Genomic DNA, 16,186 nt, shown 5'->3' on the forward strand with positions numbered 1-16,186 from the left:
TAAGTTATTGGAAACGTGTTTTTTCATGGGATTCGTGCTAATGAACGGACAATCCCGTTTCTATATTATCCTTTCCAAAACGAGCACCGTAAGTTCGCTTCAAGCTGACTAAAAAATCTAACTTTTGTCGATAATGGATCTATCAGATAAGAGAGTCATTTATTCATAGAATGGCTGTTCAGAAAGGTGTTTCAATGATGGAAGGAATTTATTTTTATTGGGTGTCATGGTTAGCTTGGGCTTTTTATACTTTTATATCTAAAAAAACAACCCAACGAACATGGCTATCGATGTCCATTCTCATCGTGATTATTTGTATGCCACAGCATGTAAAAATGGGCGACTTGAATATAAGTTTGGGGATTATTTTTGGATTACTAATTTTATCCTACATGTGCTTTCATTATCGGCCGGGGAAGTTGCTGTACTTATTTATTCTCACAACATTCTTAGCTAGTGCTTATACAGCATTCGATATTTTTACGATTTATGACCCTGTCGTTTTATTTATTGCTCACCCTATTTATTTAGCTGGTATTTCATTTATTTTCGCCTTTTTTCTTTTGGGGACAATCAAAGATCGGCTCATAGCAGCTTTACTTGGATTAATTCAGGGAGAATGCTTTAGTGGAATTGTCCGATTTTGGTTAGTAGGGAAGGCGGAAATCGGAAGAATGTTATTTTGGGATGCTTTCGCATATGTTGTCATTGCTTTTTTAGTAGTAGGTCTTATAAAATATGTATTAGATACAGCTTTTCGTTTGCTCCAACCACAAACAAATCAAAGCAGTGTTCCTGCTTCAAGTTGGCCGTTAATTACTTCAAGAAGACAACTCAAACAGCTACAACGACAGCAAAGTATTAAAATCGATGCCCAATAGGTTACCTACAATCATGTGGATTCCATGACGTTTCAATAAATGTTGTGTACAAGTGTGGCAACTTTTAGTAGAATGAATGAGTTACGAAACGATTCGTATTAAGGTAAAGTTTAAAAAGGAAGGTCGTGACGCTATGACGAAGCCAGTTGTGGCTATTGTAGGTCGTCCGAATGTCGGGAAATCAACGATATTTAACCGAATTGTCGGAGAAAGAATTGCCATTGTAGAAGATATGCCTGGTGTAACAAGAGACAGGCTTTATAGTAAAGGGGAATGGTTAAATCGAGATTTTAACCTCATTGATACTGGTGGTATTGAACTAGGTGACGAACCTCTACTTGTGCAAATGAGAGAACAAGCAGAACTTGCGATTAAAGAAGCTGAAGTAATTATTTTTATTGTGAATGGTAAAGAAGGGATAACAGCAGCTGATCAAGAGGTTGCGAAGCTGTTATTCCGGTCAAAAAAACCAGTTATTTTAGGCGTTAATAAAATTGATAACCCGCAAATGCGTGAAGAGTTATATGAGTTTTACTCTTTAGGTATTGGCGAACCATACCCTATTTCAGGTGCTCATGGATTAGGACTTGGCGATTTATTAGATGCTGTAGTTGAGCATTTCCCACCGGATGAAGAAGAGGTTTACGATGAAGAAACGATCCGTATTTCTTTAATCGGCCGTCCGAATGTTGGAAAGTCATCCCTTGTGAATGCTTTACTCGGGGAAGATCGGGTAATTGTTTCTAATATTCCTGGAACGACACGTGATGCTATCGATACACCTTTTACAAAAGATGATCAGAAATACGTATTGATTGACACTGCAGGAATGCGTAAGCGTGGTAAAGTGTATGAGGCAACTGAAAAATATAGTGTTCTACGCTCGCTTAAAGCAATTGAACGTTCTAAAGTTGTATTAATTGTCATTAATGCAGAAGAAGGAATTATTGAACAGGATAAAAAAATTGCCGGTTATGCGCATGAAGCAGGAAGAGCCGTCATTATTGTCGTTAATAAGTGGGATACCGTTGTGAAAGATGATAAGACGATGAAAAACTTCGAACAAAAAATTAGAGATGAATTTTTGTTCCTAAGTTATGCACCTGTGTTATTTTTGTCTGCAAAAACGAAGCAACGCTTACAATTTGTTTTACCAAAAGTAAATGAAGTGGCCGAAAATCACACACTTCGAGTACCGACACATGTGTTAAATGATGTTGTCATGGATGCGGTGGCGATGAATCCGACACCAACCGATAAAGGGAAGCGTCTACGAATTAATTATGTGACACAGGTGGCCGTTTCGCCGCCAACTTTTGTGTTTTTTGTCAATGAGCCAGAGTTAATGCATTTTTCTTATCAACGCTTTTTAGAAAACCGCTTACGTGCCACATTTGAATTTGAAGGAACGCCAATCAAAATATTGACACGTAAAAAGAACGATTAACTTATTTTGGGGGAGAATATGGAGGGTATCTTATTAGTCTTACTCATTATTATCAGTTATTTATTAGGGTCAATAAGTTTTAGTTATATTATTGCGCAAAAGATTAAAAAGGTGGATATCCGTCAGCATGGAAGTGGAAATGCTGGAGCAACAAATACTTTAAGAGTGTTAGGGTTAGGGCCAGCCTTAGCTGTTTTAGCATTGGATGTATTTAAGGGCGTAGTTGTTGTATGGTTAGGCTTTTGGATAGCTGGTACTGAGCTTGGTTGGTCAGCATGGTTTCCGGTGGCAGCTGGTTTAGCGGCAATTATAGGCCATAATTGGCCGATTTATTATCGCTTTAAAGGTGGTAAAGGTGTGGCAACCACGATAGGTGTGTTAGCAACACTTGTTTTTTGGCCAGCATTAATAGCTGGAATTATTGCGATTATCAGCATTGTATTTACAAGGTATGTATCCTTAGGATCCTTATTATTCATGCTTTTAACACCAGTATCGACCTTTCTTTTGTTACCGTATATAGAGTATCCTCACGTATTTATTTATTTAACCTTAGTTGTTGCTGTTCTTTCCGTTTGGAGACACAGAACGAATGTTTTACGAATTTTTAACGGAACTGAAAGTAAGATAGGTCAAAAAAGTTCAGCAAGTTGAGAAGTGGATGAAGTGCATCAGAGAAATGAAACGAGGAGATGATCAATATGTCAAAAGTTGCGGTAATTGGTGCTGGGAGCTGGGGTACAGCATTAGCCATCGTATTAGCAGATAATGGTCATGACGTAATGCTTTGGGCAAGAAGGCAGGAACAGATTGATGAGATCAATGAAAAACATACAAATCAACAATATTTACCTGAAATTGAATTACCAAAATCCATTGTAGGTACAACCGATTTACGTGAAGCGGTTGCTGGTATGGAAGATATCGTTTTAGTCGTTCCAACGAAAGCCGTCCGTTCGACTGTTCAACAGTTAAGAGAGCTATTAACGACAAAAGCAACGATCGTCCATGCTAGTAAAGGGATTGAGCCTCAAACACATAAACGTATTTCTGAAATGATCGCTGAAGAAATGGCGGACTCTAATAAGTTAGCAGATATAGTTGTTTTGTCTGGGCCGAGTCATGCAGAGGAAGTGTGCTTACGACAGCCGACAACAGTCACAAGCTCATCTTTAAACATTGAAGCGGCCAAAAGAGTGCAAGATCTTTTTATTAATCAAAATTTTAGAGTATATACAAATCCAGACTTAGTCGGTGTTGAGTTAGGTGGAGCTATTAAAAACATTATTGCTTTAACATGTGGTTTAACAAATGGACTAGGTTTTGGTGATAATACAAAAGCGGCGATTATGACACGTGGGCTTGCAGAAATGGCTAGGTTAGGTGTGGCACTAGGGGCAAAGCCACTAACTTTTTCTGGATTGTCTGGTCTAGGTGATTTAATTGTGACATGTACAAGTGTTCATTCACGAAATTGGCGTTGTGGTCATATGTTAGGTCAAGGTATGACCTTAGATGAGGTCTTAGAGAAAATGGGTATGGTTGTTGAAGGGGTAAGAACGACCCAAGCGACCCATGAATTAGCAACAAAATTAAATGTAGAGATGCCAATCACAGCTGCTTTATTTAAGGTGTTATTTGAGAATGTAACGCCACAAGAAGCGGCTGAGGAGTTAATGGGCAGAGTCAAAAAGCATGAGGTTGAAGCAATTTCTAATTATACATTAACAGATAACGAGTACTAAATAGTTAGGATGTGCACCTTCACTAGATATTTGCATAGGATAGGATTGACACTATGTATGAAGGAGGTCGCGCAATGTTTCAAAAGAATGATCCTTCGTTTATGGACAATGTCCAAAAGAAAACGAATGTAAGACCTGACCAATTATTTAAATTGGCGAATTCAGTTAGTCATGCAAATCTTCAAGATGAAGCAACGGTTAGGCAGCTAATTAGTCAAGTTGCTAAAATTGCAAACAAACCGGTTTCAAAGGAAAAAGAAGACCAGCTTGTGCAAGCGATATTGCAGAATAATGTTCCAACTGATTTCTCTTCTCTTGCAAAAATGTTCAATAAAAAATAGGTGTCTCTTAATAGGCAGATGCTGAACGCAACTTCATCGGAGTTGCATATACTTTAAAGAACGAACATTATAAATAGGGCTTTATTCTCGAAGGGTTTAGTTACGTTGAAGAAGTGTGCCCCGCTTCTTCAACTTTTTTATTTTGTTTAAAAGTTGTACATATCGTCGATAGTTTCTGCTGTGCATTAAGTCTTTATGCATGTCACAAAATTGTCGTATTATTGGTAGACAAGCTTTTATTCCGTTTATCTTTATGACTCTTTGTATGCTATAATTTATTTGGTCATATTTTGATTGAGGAGGTTTTTTGGCATGTCTCAAGCAATGCTGAATATGTATGTTTCTTTTTTTGCGATGATACTTATGTTTATATCAGTCGTGACAGCTCTAGTTAGTCGAACAAAATTAAAAGGTTTTATTCAAAAGGTAGTTCTTACTTTCTCCTTTATTTGTTTATGTGTATCGGGTTTAATCGTCTTTATTATTGTGTTTGGTGGACCAACTGCGATAGCAGACTAAAACATTTTGAGGAATAAAGTTAGGCGGGATCAAATGAAAAAAGGTTTAATGCTTACTTGTATACTTATATTAGCTACATACCTAACAGGGTGTTTTTATCCTGATGAAAATAGAGTGGAAAATCAATTAAGTTATCCTGATCAACTTGATGCGGTTAGAATGGCTGCAGAAAGGTTTCAAGAAGATAGTGGGGTTCTTCCCATTCGGACATTTGACGAAGGAACCCCACAATTTCAACGTTATATAATTGATTTTAATCAACTAGTTCCAAGGTATTTACAGCAAGCTCCTGCTACGGCATTTGAAAATGGAGGCGTTTATCAATATGCGCTGTGGAACGTCGAGGATGAGATTGAGGCTCGCGTTATTGATTTAAGGACGATGCGAGAAATTCAAGAATTTCAATCGAAAGTTAACGATTATATGCGTGAACATACGTATCCACCTGTTGCAGAAATTCTCGATCAAGGTTTATTCAAGCTAGACTATGAAAAATTAGGATTTACGAGTGAACCACATGTGCAAAGTCCATATTATGATACGTTTTTACCATTATTAATACTGAATAGCGGAGAAATTGTTATTGACTATCGGATTGATTTAAATATGGCCTTAAATGAATTTGAACACGATTTCTCTGAAGGTGAAGACATTCGTTCTATTCTAGTAGAAAATACGTATTTTTTACCGAATCGTTCCATTCCATATTCGTTAGATGAAAATGGCGAACCGCAATATGATATGAGCTTAGAACGCTAGCTTTAGGAAGTATGAGTAATCGAGGCTAATACTTACTAGTAAAAAAAGAATAACAATTCATGTTATGAAAGACTAAAAAAATGGTCTATTGCTCCTTACCAATTGATATATATAGGATTGGAAGGGGCTTTTTTGTGCCAATTCTTCGGCATCCCCTTTTCGGCAAAAAGTAAATGAATGTTTCGATTGAAACGTTTGTCATATCTCGTAGGACAACATCATAGAATGATAGTGTCCAAAGATTAGACGGAATCGATACATTTCAAATCCTTACATGATCGGGAGGGGATCAAGTGGAAAAGATTGATATTTTTAAAGATATTGCCGAAAGAACAGGCGGTGATATCTATCTTGGAGTAGTAGGGGCAGTTAGGACGGGGAAATCGACATTTATTAAAAAATTTATGGAGCTCGTCGTACTCCCGAACATTACTAATGAGTCTGAGAAAGTAAGAGCACAGGATGAGCTACCACAAAGTGCAGCAGGAAAAACCATCATGACAACAGAACCGAAGTTTGTTCCAAATCAAGCGGTATCGATTCACGTGGACGATGGACTTGATGTGAACATTAGGCTCGTTGATTGTGTGGGATATGCGGTTCCAGGAGCTAAAGGGTATGAAGATGAAAATGGCCCAAGGATGATTAATACACCATGGTATGAGGAGCCAATTCCGTTTCAAGAAGCGGCTGAAATAGGAACACGAAAGGTCATTCAAGAGCATTCAACACTTGGTGTTGTGATCACAACGGATGGATCGATAGGAGATATCCCACGATATGATTACATTGAATCTGAAACGAGAGTTATAGAAGAATTAAAAGAAGTTGGTAAGCCTTTTATTATGATTGTAAATAGTGTGAGACCGTTTCACCCTGATACAGAACAATTACGTCGTGGATTAGCTGAAGAACATGACATTCCGGTTCTTTCGATGAGTATTGAAAGTATGACCGATCAAGATATTAATAATGTATTAAGGGAAGTATTATTTGAGTTTCCTGTACATGAAGTCAATGTGAACTTGCCTAGCTGGGTGATGGTCTTACATGAGGAGCATTGGTTAAGACAAAGTTATGAAGAATCAGTGAGAGAAACAGTTAATGATATAAAACGATTACGTGATGTAGACCGGGTTGTTGGTCAATTTTCGGAGTTCGAATTTATTGATGATGCGAGGCTTGCTGGCATTGAAATGGGCCACGGTATCGCTGAAATTGATTTATATGCCCCGGATGATTTATATGACCAAGTTTTGAAGGAAGTTGTCGGAGTTGAGATTCGTGGAAAAGACCACCTGCTTCAATTGATGCAAGAATTTGCTCATGCTAAGTCCGAATATGATCAAGTCTCCGAAGCACTTAGAATGGTCAAACAAACGGGTTATGGAATTGCAGCGCCTGCCTTGTCAGATATGAGCTTAGATGAGCCAGAAATTATTCGTCAGGGAGCACGATTTGGTGTACGTTTAAAAGCAGTTGCACCATCTATTCATATGATTAAAGTCGATGTTGAGTCAGAATTTGCTCCGATAATTGGTACGGAAAAACAAAGTGAAGAGTTAGTTCGTTATCTGATGCAGGACTTTGAGGAAAACCCATTATCAATTTGGAACTCTGACATTTTTGGACGTTCCCTTAATTCTATTGTTCGTGAAGGAATATCAGCTAAATTATCGTTAATGCCAGAAAATGCACGTTACAAATTAAAAGAAACACTTGAGCGAATTATTAATGAAGGTTCTGGAGGGTTAATCGCGATTATTCTTTAATTGTAGTGTGCAAAGCCTGCTTAAATGGAGAGGAATTCCGTTAATTAAGGAATTCCTCTTTGCGTTTTTTGAAAAAAGTATGCTAATATTTAATTATGTCATCCTTTATGACAAGAACTGGATAAATGGAGGCAAAGACGTTGCAATCAGTAGATCATGAGAAAATCAAACAAGCCGTCACGATGATATTAGAAGCGATCGGTGAAGATCCTAGTCGTGAAGGATTAGAGGATACACCAAAAAGAGTCGCAAAAATGTACGCAGAAGTTTTTCAAGGGTTAAATGAAGATCCGAAAGAGCACTTTCAAACGGTTTTTGGAGAAGAACACGAGGAATTAGTACTTGTTAAAGACATTCCTTTCTTTTCGATGTGTGAACATCATTTAGTTCCATTTTTCGGACATGCCCATATTGGGTACATACCTAGAGGTGGGAAGGTAACAGGCTTGAGTAAACTAGCTCGAGCGGTTGAAGCTGTAGCTAAAAGACCTCAATTACAAGAACGCATTACAGCAACGATTGCCGATTCAATGGTGGAATCATTAGAGGCACATGGTGTGATCGTTGTTGTAGAAGCTGAACATATGTGTATGACGATGCGTGGTGTTAAGAAACCAGGTGCAAAAACCATTACTACGGCCGTTCGGGGACGTTATGCCGAGGATGCCACATTACGTGCAGAGGCAATTAGCTTAATCAAAAGTTGAGTAGGTTGAGAGAAGGAGAGCGAAGAAATGGCGAACCAAAATGAAAGCATTGTAATTAAAGCAAAAGAAAATGGTGTTAATGTTATTGGATTAACAAGAGGCTCTGATACACGCTTTCATCATTCCGAGAAGCTAGATAAGGGCGAGGTCATGATTGCCCAATTTACCGAGCATACTTCAGCTATTAAAGTGAGAGGCAAGGCTATTATTCAAACGATACACGGAACGATTGATACGGAAGATTGAAGCGGGGATCCCCCTGCTTTTTTCTATTCTATCGTTTTAGGAAGAATGAGTGAATTAATTAGTCCAAGCAACGAAGTTATGCTATAATAGAATGCGGTTTAATGTGTATCTAACGCGATGATAGAAAATGTAGTGATGTGATTTGGGGGCCTATTAATGGTTAGTACAGAAGAGCTAAATATACAAGTAGAGACAATATCAAGTCGATTTTATAAGCTAATTGAACATACATATTTACAGCAACATATAAACAGTCCCGTCATTGATACGGATAAAGTGTCATTTCTTTATGCGATGTTATCTAAACACCTTTCGAGTCAAGATAGTCAATCTCTTATATTGTCTGCCATATTACTTCAATCTGCTCTAGATGTACATGAAGAGGTATCATTAGAGAAACTTGAGGCAGAGCATGCAAAAAAAGAGCGACAGCTAACGGTTTTAGCGGGTGATTACTATAGTAGCCTCTATTATTATCTACTTGCCCAGCTAAAAAGCCCGGAAATGATTCGAATATTTAGTCGTTCAATTCAAGAAATCAATGAGTCGAAGATGAATGTGTATCCATCTAATCTAAACCAGTCAACTATTCAAATCGATGAAGTTATGATTATCGAATCAAAGCTTTTGCAAAATATATCCTCTTACTTTAAGGAGGACAATTGGACACGATTATTCAGACACTTTTTCTTATTGAAAAGATTAAGGCTTAACAGTGAGCGTATTACAAACGGAAAGAATATAACTCTGACGAATGCTCGTTTTGACAAAGAAGAGCAATTAGAGGCAAAGTGTGAATGGCTTAAAGATAAAGTCATCGAAATCGCTTCCACTATTCAAGGCTTTGATTCGTTTATCATCGAACGATTAGAGAACATGCTAAAGATAGCGACACCTAAGAACGATGAAAGAAAGGTGAGAGAATGACACAGTCAAAAGAGGAACGTGTACATCAAGTATTTGAAACGATTTATAAACGATACGATGTCATGAATTCAGTCATAAGCTTTCAACGCCATAAATCTTGGAGAAAAGATACGATGAAGCGTATGGCAGTAAAGGAAGGTCAATCCGCACTAGATGTTTGTTGTGGAACGGGCGATTGGACCATTGCCCTTGCACAAGCAGTTGGTCCAAAAGGGCGTGTGGAAGGTTTAGACTTTAGTCAGAATATGTTAAAGGTAGGTCAAGAGAAGGTGGATCATCACCAATTGGACCAGGTCCGTTTAGTACATGGAAATGCCATGGAGCTCCCTTACGAAGATGATTCATTTGATTATGTAACGATAGGATTTGGCCTACGTAATGTTCCTGATTATAAGCAGGTTCTTAGTGAAATGTATCGAGTTGTAAAGCCAGGTGGGCAGGTAGTTTGTTTGGAAACATCACAACCGACCATTCCAGGGTTTAAACAACTTTACTTTTTCTATTTTGGAAAGATCATGCCGTTATTTGGTAAATTATTTGCGAAAAGTTATCAGGAATATTCTTGGTTAAATGAGTCTACACAACATTTTCCTGGTAGGGAAGAACTTAAGAATTTGTTCCAAGAGGTTGGATTTGGTTCCGTTGATGTGAAAGCTTTCACAGGTGGAGTTGCGGCCATGCATTTAGGAGTTAAACCAACGAAGTAAAACTAGAATTGGGGAATTAGTGTGATTAGAAAAATAAAAATCATCTTAGAAATGATAAAGTTTGAGCATACTTTATTTGCTTTGCCATTTGCTTATTTTGGTGCTGTATTAGGCGGAGCTATTATCAATGGTAGCTTACCTACTTTATCACAATGGGTTTGGATTACGCTCGCGATGGTTGGAGCGAGAAGTGCAGCGATGTCTTTAAATCGTGTGATTGATGCTCAAATCGATAAAATGAATCCTAGAACAGAAGAACGAGCGATACCGGCTGGACTTATTTCTAAACTAGAAGTAATCGTATTTATTATAGCGTCATTTGCATTGTTGTTTGTATCAGCTTTTCAATTAAATATGTTAGCGGTGTATTTACTACCTGTTGCGGTCTTTTTCTTAGTTATTTATTCTTACACGAAACGATTTACATGGTTATGCCACGTTATATTGGGGGTTACGATTGCGATTGCTCCATTAGGTGGCTGGGTTGGTGCTACAGGTACATTAACAGTCGAAGCCTTATTACTGTTTGTTGCTGTAGCGATGTGGACAGCAGGATTTGATGTGATTTATGCGACTCAAGATTTAGATTATGATAAAGAACATAAAGTGTTCTCGATACCAAGCCGATTTGGCTTAGCCCGTTCATTAAAGATAGCTAAAGCATTTCATGTGTTAAGCTTCTTAGCCTTTTTATCTTTATATTTCTTTTCACCACTCGGTTGGTTATATTTAGTGGGTGTCATTATTGCGGGTCTTATTATGATTTATGAGCACTCCATTATCTCTGCGAATGATATGTCACGTCTAAATGTCGCATTTTTTACAATGAACGGTGTGTTAAGTATTCAAATGTTCGTTTTTGCGATTGGGGATGTCTTACTATTATGATTCAGAATCAAAAGAGGATTTTTACTGTCGGGATTACGGGAGCTAGTGGTGCACAATATGGAGTGACGTTAGTGAAGGAGTTATTAAGACAGTCCTTTTCCGTCCACTTAGTTATTACAGAAGCTGGTTGGCGGGTATTTAAAGAAGAGTTACAATTAAATACTGAACATCGTGAAGCTTTGTTAGAGGATATGTTTAATGAAGGATATGAACATCTGACAGTTCATGATTTATGGGATGTTGGGGCATCGATTGCAAGTGGTTCTTTCCGTACAGAAGGTATGATTATTATCCCATGCTCAATGGGAACACTTTCTGGAATTGCTCACGGTGCATCAGGTAACTTATTAGAGCGAGCAGCCGATGTGATGTTAAAAGAAGGACGAAAGCTTGTCATTGTCCCTCGTGAAACACCCTTACACCAAATTCATTTGGAAAATATGTTAAAGTTAACAAAGATGGGAGCGACTATTTTACCTGCGATGCCTGGTTTTTACCATTTACCTGAATCATTAGATGATCTCGTCCGTTTTGTAGTAGGTAAAGCGTTAGATCGTTTAGAAGTTCCACATCAATTGTTTAAAAGGTGGGGAGAACAATGACGGTGCGCATTGGCGAAATTTCGTATACGAATATTTTACCTATTTTCTATTTTACCGATCGGAAAATGTTGATGGAGAAAGGGTTTACTTTTATCCCTCAAGTTCCAGCCGAATTAAATCGAGCCATGAAAAGTAAAGAAATTGATGTTGGTGGAATTTCTAGTTTTGCTTATGGACAAAACCAAGAGGACTATACGTTATTACCACAATTATCGGTGTCGAGTTTGGGTGAGGTAGGTTCTCTGTTTCTTTTTTCGAAAAAGCCGATTGAACAATTAAATCATTCAAAAATAGCTCTGACGAATAGCTCTGCAACAACGATCCATTTATTAAAAGTAATCCTTGCTCATTTTTATGAATTTGATATGAAATATGATATGTGTGAGCCTAATTATGAGACAATGCTGAGCGAATACGAGGCATGCTTATTAATTGGGGATGACGCGATAAAAGCAGCTTGGCGTAATGAGCCTGGCATTTACCAATATGATTTAGGGGAACTTTGGTATGAAAAAACAGGTTTACCTATGACGTTTGCTGTTATGGCTGTCCGAAATGAAGTCATTGAAAAGCAATTTGAAGATATTGAGCTTTTATATCGTCAATTTTGTTATAGTAAAGAATATGCACAACAAACACAGTTTGAGCCGATGATTGAAGCGATTTTACAAGCGCATGATGGAAGCATAGACTTTTGGCGAAAATATTTTCAAGGCTTAACGTATGAATTTACGGAAAAAGAACAACAGGGATTGTTATACTATTATCAGTTATGCTATCAGTTAGGTTTTCTCGATAAACCTGTTGATGACCTACGCATTTTCCAACCTAAAAAAGATAAAATGACGAAGTAAGGTGAAATCAATGAACCTAGCGGATATTTATATGAACTATAAGGAAGATATTAAGTCAGTAGAGCGGGAACTAGAAAGACAAGTTGGTACGAATAATAAGACATTAGAGAAAGCATCTAATCACTTATTAAAGGCTGGTGGAAAACGTATACGACCTGTTTTTGTCCTTCTTTCTGCGAAATTTGGTCATTATGATATTGAACAATTAAAACATATTGCGGTACCGCTTGAATTAATTCATATGGGTTCATTAGTTCATGATGATGTCATTGACGATGCGGAGTTACGACGAGGCACTAAAACGGTCAAGTCTCAATGGGATAATCGAGTAGCCATGTATACAGGCGATTTTATTTTTGGACGAGCAGTTGAAACTGCTGCTTATTTCGAGAACCCACGAATTCATCAAATCGTATCTCATGCAATGGTTGAAATTTGTTTAGGGGAAATTGAACAAATACGTGATCAATTTAATTGGCTGCAAAGCTTTCAAGTTTATTTGCGACGAATTAAACGAAAGACAGCCCTTCTGATCGCGATTAGTTGTCAATTAGGAGCTCTTGCAGCTAAGGCAGATGACCGATTAGCTAATGAACTGTACTGGTTTGCTTATTTTGTAGGAATGTCTTATCAAATTACGGATGACATCTTAGATTTTGTTGGCACAGAGAAGCAGCTAGGAAAGCCAGCTGGTGGAGATTTATGGCAAGGAAACGTAACCTTACCTGCTTTATATGCTCTACAAAAGGATACTCAGTTAAAGGATGATTTAGAGAATTTCTTTAAACAACCTTCACACTCTAAAGCACAATTTCAACAATTTGTAGAAAGAATTAAACAATCCGGTGGAATTGAATATGCGACTAAGATTAGTGATCAATATTTGAAAAAAGCTTTTGAGCGCTTAGAAAGATTACCTAATATTGAAGCAAAAGACCACCTACACGAAATTGCGACCTATATCGGAAGAAGGAAATTTTAATAAATACTCTAACGAGAGGCTACTAGCAGCTTCTCGTTTTTCTGAATTATGAAAGTTGGTGCGAACTTGCTGCGTTGCTCGCCGCTACCGAAATTTATGCTCCGCGTCCTGCGGGGTGGCACTGAGCTAATCGGCTCCACCGATGGATCTCAGCCCGCCACTACGTCCCACGGGAGTATCTGCATATTTTCCTCCACTGGGTTACCACTGGTTGTAAAGTTCGAATAATTATAAAAACCTAAGTGAAAGAAGAGCGACCAATCAAGAGGCAAATTCGCACTTTTATGCTTGTTAGTGATGAGTAGCATCTGAATCATTATAGAAACTTTGTATGAGAAGCCTACTAACCAGTTGTCATGAAGATGCACATATTATCTTTACTACACTTTCATACAAAACGCCCATAGCGAAGCTCGGTTTAGTTCGCCACCAACAAAGATGAAAGGGGCGTTAGCCTTCAACTAGTGGCATTTTGTTCATATGCCTATGTTTCTTTATTTGTTAGCTTTTATTATTTTTCATTCATTTTGTAAGAGAAGTGTACGAATCAAGAAGCCTGCACGAACCTAAAGCGGAGGGAATGGGGAAGCCGACTCCTGCAGGATGAAAGGGCAGGCTGAGATCCACTGGCAAAGCCAGTTAGCTCAGCACCCGTGCGGAAAGCGTGCCCCCATTCCCGTAGCGACCTTCGAAGAAGAACACATGAGCTTTAAGCAACTTTCATACAAAATAAGAGCAATCAAAACAATCGGACAAATGGTAAAAAATAGATTGAGAGCGTTTTATTTTTTTGATATACTAAGTTTGTTGTGATTTGTTATATTTGAAAGCGAGGTCAAAATGATGGAACGTACATATTTAATGGTAAAACCAGATGGTGTTCAACGTAATCTTGTAGGCGAAATTGTCTCAAGATTTGAAAAGAAAGGCTTCCAATTAGTTGGAGCAAAATTAATGCACATTACAGAAGAAACAGCAAAAAAACACTATGCTGAACATAGTGAGCGTCCTTTCTTTGGTGAATTAGTAGATTTCATCACTTCAGGTCCAGTTTTTGCTATGGTATGGCAAGGTGAAAATGTAATCAAAACAGCTCGTAAAATGATGGGAGCAACAAACCCTGCGGATTCTGAACCAGGAACAATTCGTGGTGATTTCGCTGCTCAACTATCAATGAATGTAATTCATGGTTCAGATTCACCTGAAAGTGCTGAACGTGAAATTGGCATCTTCTTCACTCAAGAAGAATTATGCGAATATGAAAAAGCCGTAAATACTTGGGTATAATTTCAATGATACATAAACGTGATGGACATCTCCCAAAAAAGATGCCATCACGTTTTTTATATACTTTACTAAATCACTAATAAGGCAAACTGAATGACGAATATCTAGAAGAAAACCAAGCATACAAACAGTTAGCAACTATATATGAGACGGCCACAAGCACTCCCCGATTGAAAGTGTGGTATAGCTCTTTACTGGTGGCTCTTCATCCAATATGTTTTTGTTGTTATTTCTTTTATGCATGCAATTTATACTTGAGAATGAGCAGTACCTAGCTTTCGAGTCATGCGGAGACTCCTGTGAGACGAAGTGGCAGAGTTGAAATCCAACTGCGTAGCCCAGCACCACGTGATTGTCTCGGGGCATGATTTTCGGAAGTGACGAGTAACGCTCCGTGTTCGCACTAACTTTCATAACAAAACGCTCATGGCGAAGCGGTGTCACTTCGCCACCAACAAAGATAAAAGTAGTAGCGACTTCTTAAACAGTTGGCTCGTTACAACTCCATCATCATGAGAAGTCGCACGAACAAAATGGGAGCAGTGACCTGTTAAGGTCGTCTATCGCAAGATGGATGACTAGCTAACGTCAAGGCACAACCTATCGCCCCCAAGTCCACTTTCATATAAAAAACAAAATAACCTCCGATTCTTTGTAGTCAATTTGCTCATCTTCCATTATGATTATAAAGATAACAAAAGGGGAGAAAGAAATGGATAAAGATTATCAAGAGTTTATCAGCCACATACATAAGCTAACAGGTATTAACCTCGGATTATATAAAGAAACACAAATGAAACGCAGACTCACAACATTACGTAACAAACACGGCTTTACTAATTTTCACCTCTACTTTCAACATTTAAAGACAACACCTACCTTACTAACTGAATTTTTAGAAAGAATGACGATTAATGTCTCCGAGTTTTATCGGAACCAAGGACGCTGGCATGTCTTAGAAACAAAAATATTACCACAACTAATTGAAAAGAATCGCCCATTAAAAGTTTGGAGTGCCGCATGTTCATCAGGAGAAGAAGCTTATACCTTGGCGATGATTTTATCTGATTTAATGCCACTTCAACCACAAGCAATCCTTGCTACAGATTTAGATGAACAAATCTTAGTAAGAGCCAAAACAGGTATTTATCTAGAACGAGCTATTAAAGAAGTGCCTATAGAAAAACAAAAAAGGTATTTCAAACAAACAGAATGGGGATATCAAGTAGACCCGAAGCTACAAGCGTATATTCGATTTGAAAAACAAAACTTACTATCTGATCGTTTTGATAAGCAGTATGATTTAATCGTCTGCAGAAATGTTATGATTTACTTTACTGAAGAAGCGAAGCATACACTTTATCAGAAATTTGCTGAAGCACTAAGGCCAGGTGGCATTCTTTTTGTTGGGAGCACGGAGCAAATTTTCCAAGCCAAACAATATGGTTTAGAGGCGGATGAAACTTTTTTCTACCGCAAATTATAAAGTGCTTGTCAGAAAAAATAGAATATACTTTAGACG

Annotated in this window: 18 protein-coding genes; all 18 read left to right on the forward strand. The window is 38.0% G+C overall.

Features of this window, described 5'->3' with window-relative positions:
- Window positions 1-197 precede the first annotated feature (197 nt).
- The 18 genes from PQ479_RS01550 to PQ479_RS01635 all read left to right on the forward strand — a co-directional run bounded on the left by PQ479_RS01550 (window position 198) and on the right by PQ479_RS01635 (window position 16,150).
- Complete coding sequence (locus tag PQ479_RS01550) at window positions 198-881, forward strand: YphA family membrane protein (protein ID WP_053070430.1); 684 nt, start codon at window positions 198-200, stop codon at window positions 879-881.
- A gap of 133 nt (window positions 882-1,014) precedes the next feature.
- Complete coding sequence (gene der, locus PQ479_RS01555) at window positions 1,015-2,328, forward strand: ribosome biogenesis GTPase Der (protein WP_047989617.1); 1,314 nt, start codon at window positions 1,015-1,017, stop codon at window positions 2,326-2,328.
- Window positions 2,329-2,346: 18 nt separating this feature from the next.
- Window positions 2,347-2,982: a glycerol-3-phosphate 1-O-acyltransferase PlsY gene (gene plsY, locus PQ479_RS01560; protein WP_047989333.1), complete on the forward strand. Its 636-nt coding sequence runs from the start codon at window positions 2,347-2,349 to the stop codon at window positions 2,980-2,982.
- A gap of 47 nt (window positions 2,983-3,029) precedes the next feature.
- Window positions 3,030-4,073: an NAD(P)H-dependent glycerol-3-phosphate dehydrogenase gene (locus PQ479_RS01565; protein WP_047989332.1), complete on the forward strand. Its 1,044-nt coding sequence runs from the start codon at window positions 3,030-3,032 to the stop codon at window positions 4,071-4,073.
- 74 nt (window positions 4,074-4,147) lie between these two features.
- Window positions 4,148-4,414, forward strand: a complete 267-nt coding sequence (locus tag PQ479_RS01570) for a stage VI sporulation protein F (protein WP_047989331.1) — start codon at window positions 4,148-4,150, stop codon at window positions 4,412-4,414.
- Between the two features lie 312 nt (window positions 4,415-4,726).
- On the forward strand, window positions 4,727-4,933 hold the full coding sequence (locus PQ479_RS01575; protein ID WP_047989330.1) for a DUF2768 domain-containing protein: 207 nt from the start codon (window positions 4,727-4,729) through the stop codon (window positions 4,931-4,933).
- Between the two features lie 33 nt (window positions 4,934-4,966).
- Window positions 4,967-5,692, forward strand: a complete 726-nt coding sequence (locus tag PQ479_RS01580; protein ID WP_047989329.1) for a hypothetical protein — start codon at window positions 4,967-4,969, stop codon at window positions 5,690-5,692.
- Between the two features lie 293 nt (window positions 5,693-5,985).
- Window positions 5,986-7,464 (forward strand): stage IV sporulation protein A, encoded by a 1,479-nt coding sequence (spoIVA, locus tag PQ479_RS01585; protein ID WP_047989328.1) that lies wholly within the window; start codon window positions 5,986-5,988, stop codon window positions 7,462-7,464.
- A gap of 125 nt (window positions 7,465-7,589) precedes the next feature.
- Entirely contained in the window at window positions 7,590-8,171 is a 582-nt protein-coding gene (folE, locus tag PQ479_RS01590; RefSeq protein WP_420535506.1) for a GTP cyclohydrolase I FolE, read from the forward strand.
- Window positions 8,172-8,198: 27 nt separating this feature from the next.
- Complete coding sequence (gene mtrB, locus PQ479_RS01595) at window positions 8,199-8,417, forward strand: trp RNA-binding attenuation protein MtrB (protein WP_047989326.1); 219 nt, start codon at window positions 8,199-8,201, stop codon at window positions 8,415-8,417.
- A 156-nt stretch (window positions 8,418-8,573) separates the two neighbouring features.
- Complete coding sequence (locus PQ479_RS01600; RefSeq protein ID WP_047989325.1) at window positions 8,574-9,344, forward strand: heptaprenyl diphosphate synthase component 1; 771 nt, start codon at window positions 8,574-8,576, stop codon at window positions 9,342-9,344.
- Entirely contained in the window at window positions 9,341-10,051 is a 711-nt protein-coding gene (gene menG / locus PQ479_RS01605) for a demethylmenaquinone methyltransferase (protein WP_047989324.1), read from the forward strand. Before PQ479_RS01600 ends, menG begins: the two co-directional genes overlap by 4 nt.
- 21 nt (window positions 10,052-10,072) lie before the next feature.
- Window positions 10,073-10,939 (forward strand): UbiA-like polyprenyltransferase, encoded by an 867-nt coding sequence (locus PQ479_RS01610; protein ID WP_083991273.1) that lies wholly within the window; start codon window positions 10,073-10,075, stop codon window positions 10,937-10,939.
- Complete coding sequence (locus tag PQ479_RS01615; RefSeq protein ID WP_047989323.1) at window positions 10,936-11,541, forward strand: UbiX family flavin prenyltransferase; 606 nt, start codon at window positions 10,936-10,938, stop codon at window positions 11,539-11,541. Before PQ479_RS01610 ends, PQ479_RS01615 begins: the two co-directional genes overlap by 4 nt.
- Window positions 11,538-12,395, forward strand: a complete 858-nt coding sequence (locus PQ479_RS01620) for a menaquinone biosynthesis protein (protein WP_047989322.1) — start codon at window positions 11,538-11,540, stop codon at window positions 12,393-12,395. The genes PQ479_RS01615 and PQ479_RS01620 overlap by 4 nt, the downstream gene beginning before the upstream one ends.
- A gap of 10 nt (window positions 12,396-12,405) precedes the next feature.
- Window positions 12,406-13,377, forward strand: coding sequence for a heptaprenyl diphosphate synthase component II (gene hepT, locus PQ479_RS01625; RefSeq protein ID WP_047989321.1), 972 nt, complete (start codon window positions 12,406-12,408; stop codon window positions 13,375-13,377).
- An 843-nt stretch (window positions 13,378-14,220) separates the two neighbouring features.
- Window positions 14,221-14,664: a nucleoside-diphosphate kinase gene (gene ndk, locus PQ479_RS01630; RefSeq protein WP_047989319.1), complete on the forward strand. Its 444-nt coding sequence runs from the start codon at window positions 14,221-14,223 to the stop codon at window positions 14,662-14,664.
- Between the two features lie 712 nt (window positions 14,665-15,376).
- The gene (locus tag PQ479_RS01635) at window positions 15,377-16,150 is read left to right on the forward strand and encodes a CheR family methyltransferase (protein ID WP_047989318.1); all 774 of its coding nucleotides are present in this window, start codon (window positions 15,377-15,379) and stop codon (window positions 16,148-16,150) included.
- Window positions 16,151-16,186: the final 36 nt, after the last annotated feature.

The organism is Alkalihalobacillus pseudalcaliphilus (genome assembly GCF_028610675.1).
Lineage (GTDB): Bacteria > Bacillota > Bacilli > Bacillales > Bacillaceae_D > Alkalihalobacillus > Alkalihalobacillus pseudalcaliphilus.

Excerpts from the sequence above, each read along its gene's own strand:
- hepT (WP_047989321.1), top strand. The coding sequence starts at position 12,406 with ATGAACCTAGCGGATATTTATATGAACTATAAGGAAGATATTAAGTCA.
- PQ479_RS01620 (WP_047989322.1), top strand. The coding sequence starts at position 11,538 with ATGACGGTGCGCATTGGCGAAATTTCGTATACGAATATTTTACCTATT.
- PQ479_RS01635 (WP_047989318.1), top strand. The coding sequence starts at position 15,377 with ATGGATAAAGATTATCAAGAGTTTATCAGCCACATACATAAGCTAACA.
- menG (WP_047989324.1), top strand. The coding sequence starts at position 9,341 with ATGACACAGTCAAAAGAGGAACGTGTACATCAAGTATTTGAAACGATT.
- plsY (WP_047989333.1), top strand. The coding sequence starts at position 2,347 with ATGGAGGGTATCTTATTAGTCTTACTCATTATTATCAGTTATTTATTA.
- PQ479_RS01565 (WP_047989332.1), top strand. The coding sequence starts at position 3,030 with ATGTCAAAAGTTGCGGTAATTGGTGCTGGGAGCTGGGGTACAGCATTA.
- PQ479_RS01615 (WP_047989323.1), top strand. The coding sequence starts at position 10,936 with ATGATTCAGAATCAAAAGAGGATTTTTACTGTCGGGATTACGGGAGCT.
- PQ479_RS01575 (WP_047989330.1), top strand. The coding sequence starts at position 4,727 with ATGTCTCAAGCAATGCTGAATATGTATGTTTCTTTTTTTGCGATGATA.
- ndk (WP_047989319.1), top strand. The coding sequence starts at position 14,221 with ATGGAACGTACATATTTAATGGTAAAACCAGATGGTGTTCAACGTAAT.
- PQ479_RS01550 (WP_053070430.1), top strand. The coding sequence starts at position 198 with ATGGAAGGAATTTATTTTTATTGGGTGTCATGGTTAGCTTGGGCTTTT.
- PQ479_RS01570 (WP_047989331.1), top strand. The coding sequence starts at position 4,148 with ATGTTTCAAAAGAATGATCCTTCGTTTATGGACAATGTCCAAAAGAAA.
- der (WP_047989617.1), top strand. The coding sequence starts at position 1,015 with ATGACGAAGCCAGTTGTGGCTATTGTAGGTCGTCCGAATGTCGGGAAA.
- mtrB (WP_047989326.1), top strand. The coding sequence starts at position 8,199 with ATGGCGAACCAAAATGAAAGCATTGTAATTAAAGCAAAAGAAAATGGT.
- folE (WP_420535506.1), top strand. The coding sequence starts at position 7,590 with ATGGAGGCAAAGACGTTGCAATCAGTAGATCATGAGAAAATCAAACAA.
- PQ479_RS01600 (WP_047989325.1), top strand. The coding sequence starts at position 8,574 with ATGGTTAGTACAGAAGAGCTAAATATACAAGTAGAGACAATATCAAGT.
- PQ479_RS01580 (WP_047989329.1), top strand. The coding sequence starts at position 4,967 with ATGAAAAAAGGTTTAATGCTTACTTGTATACTTATATTAGCTACATAC.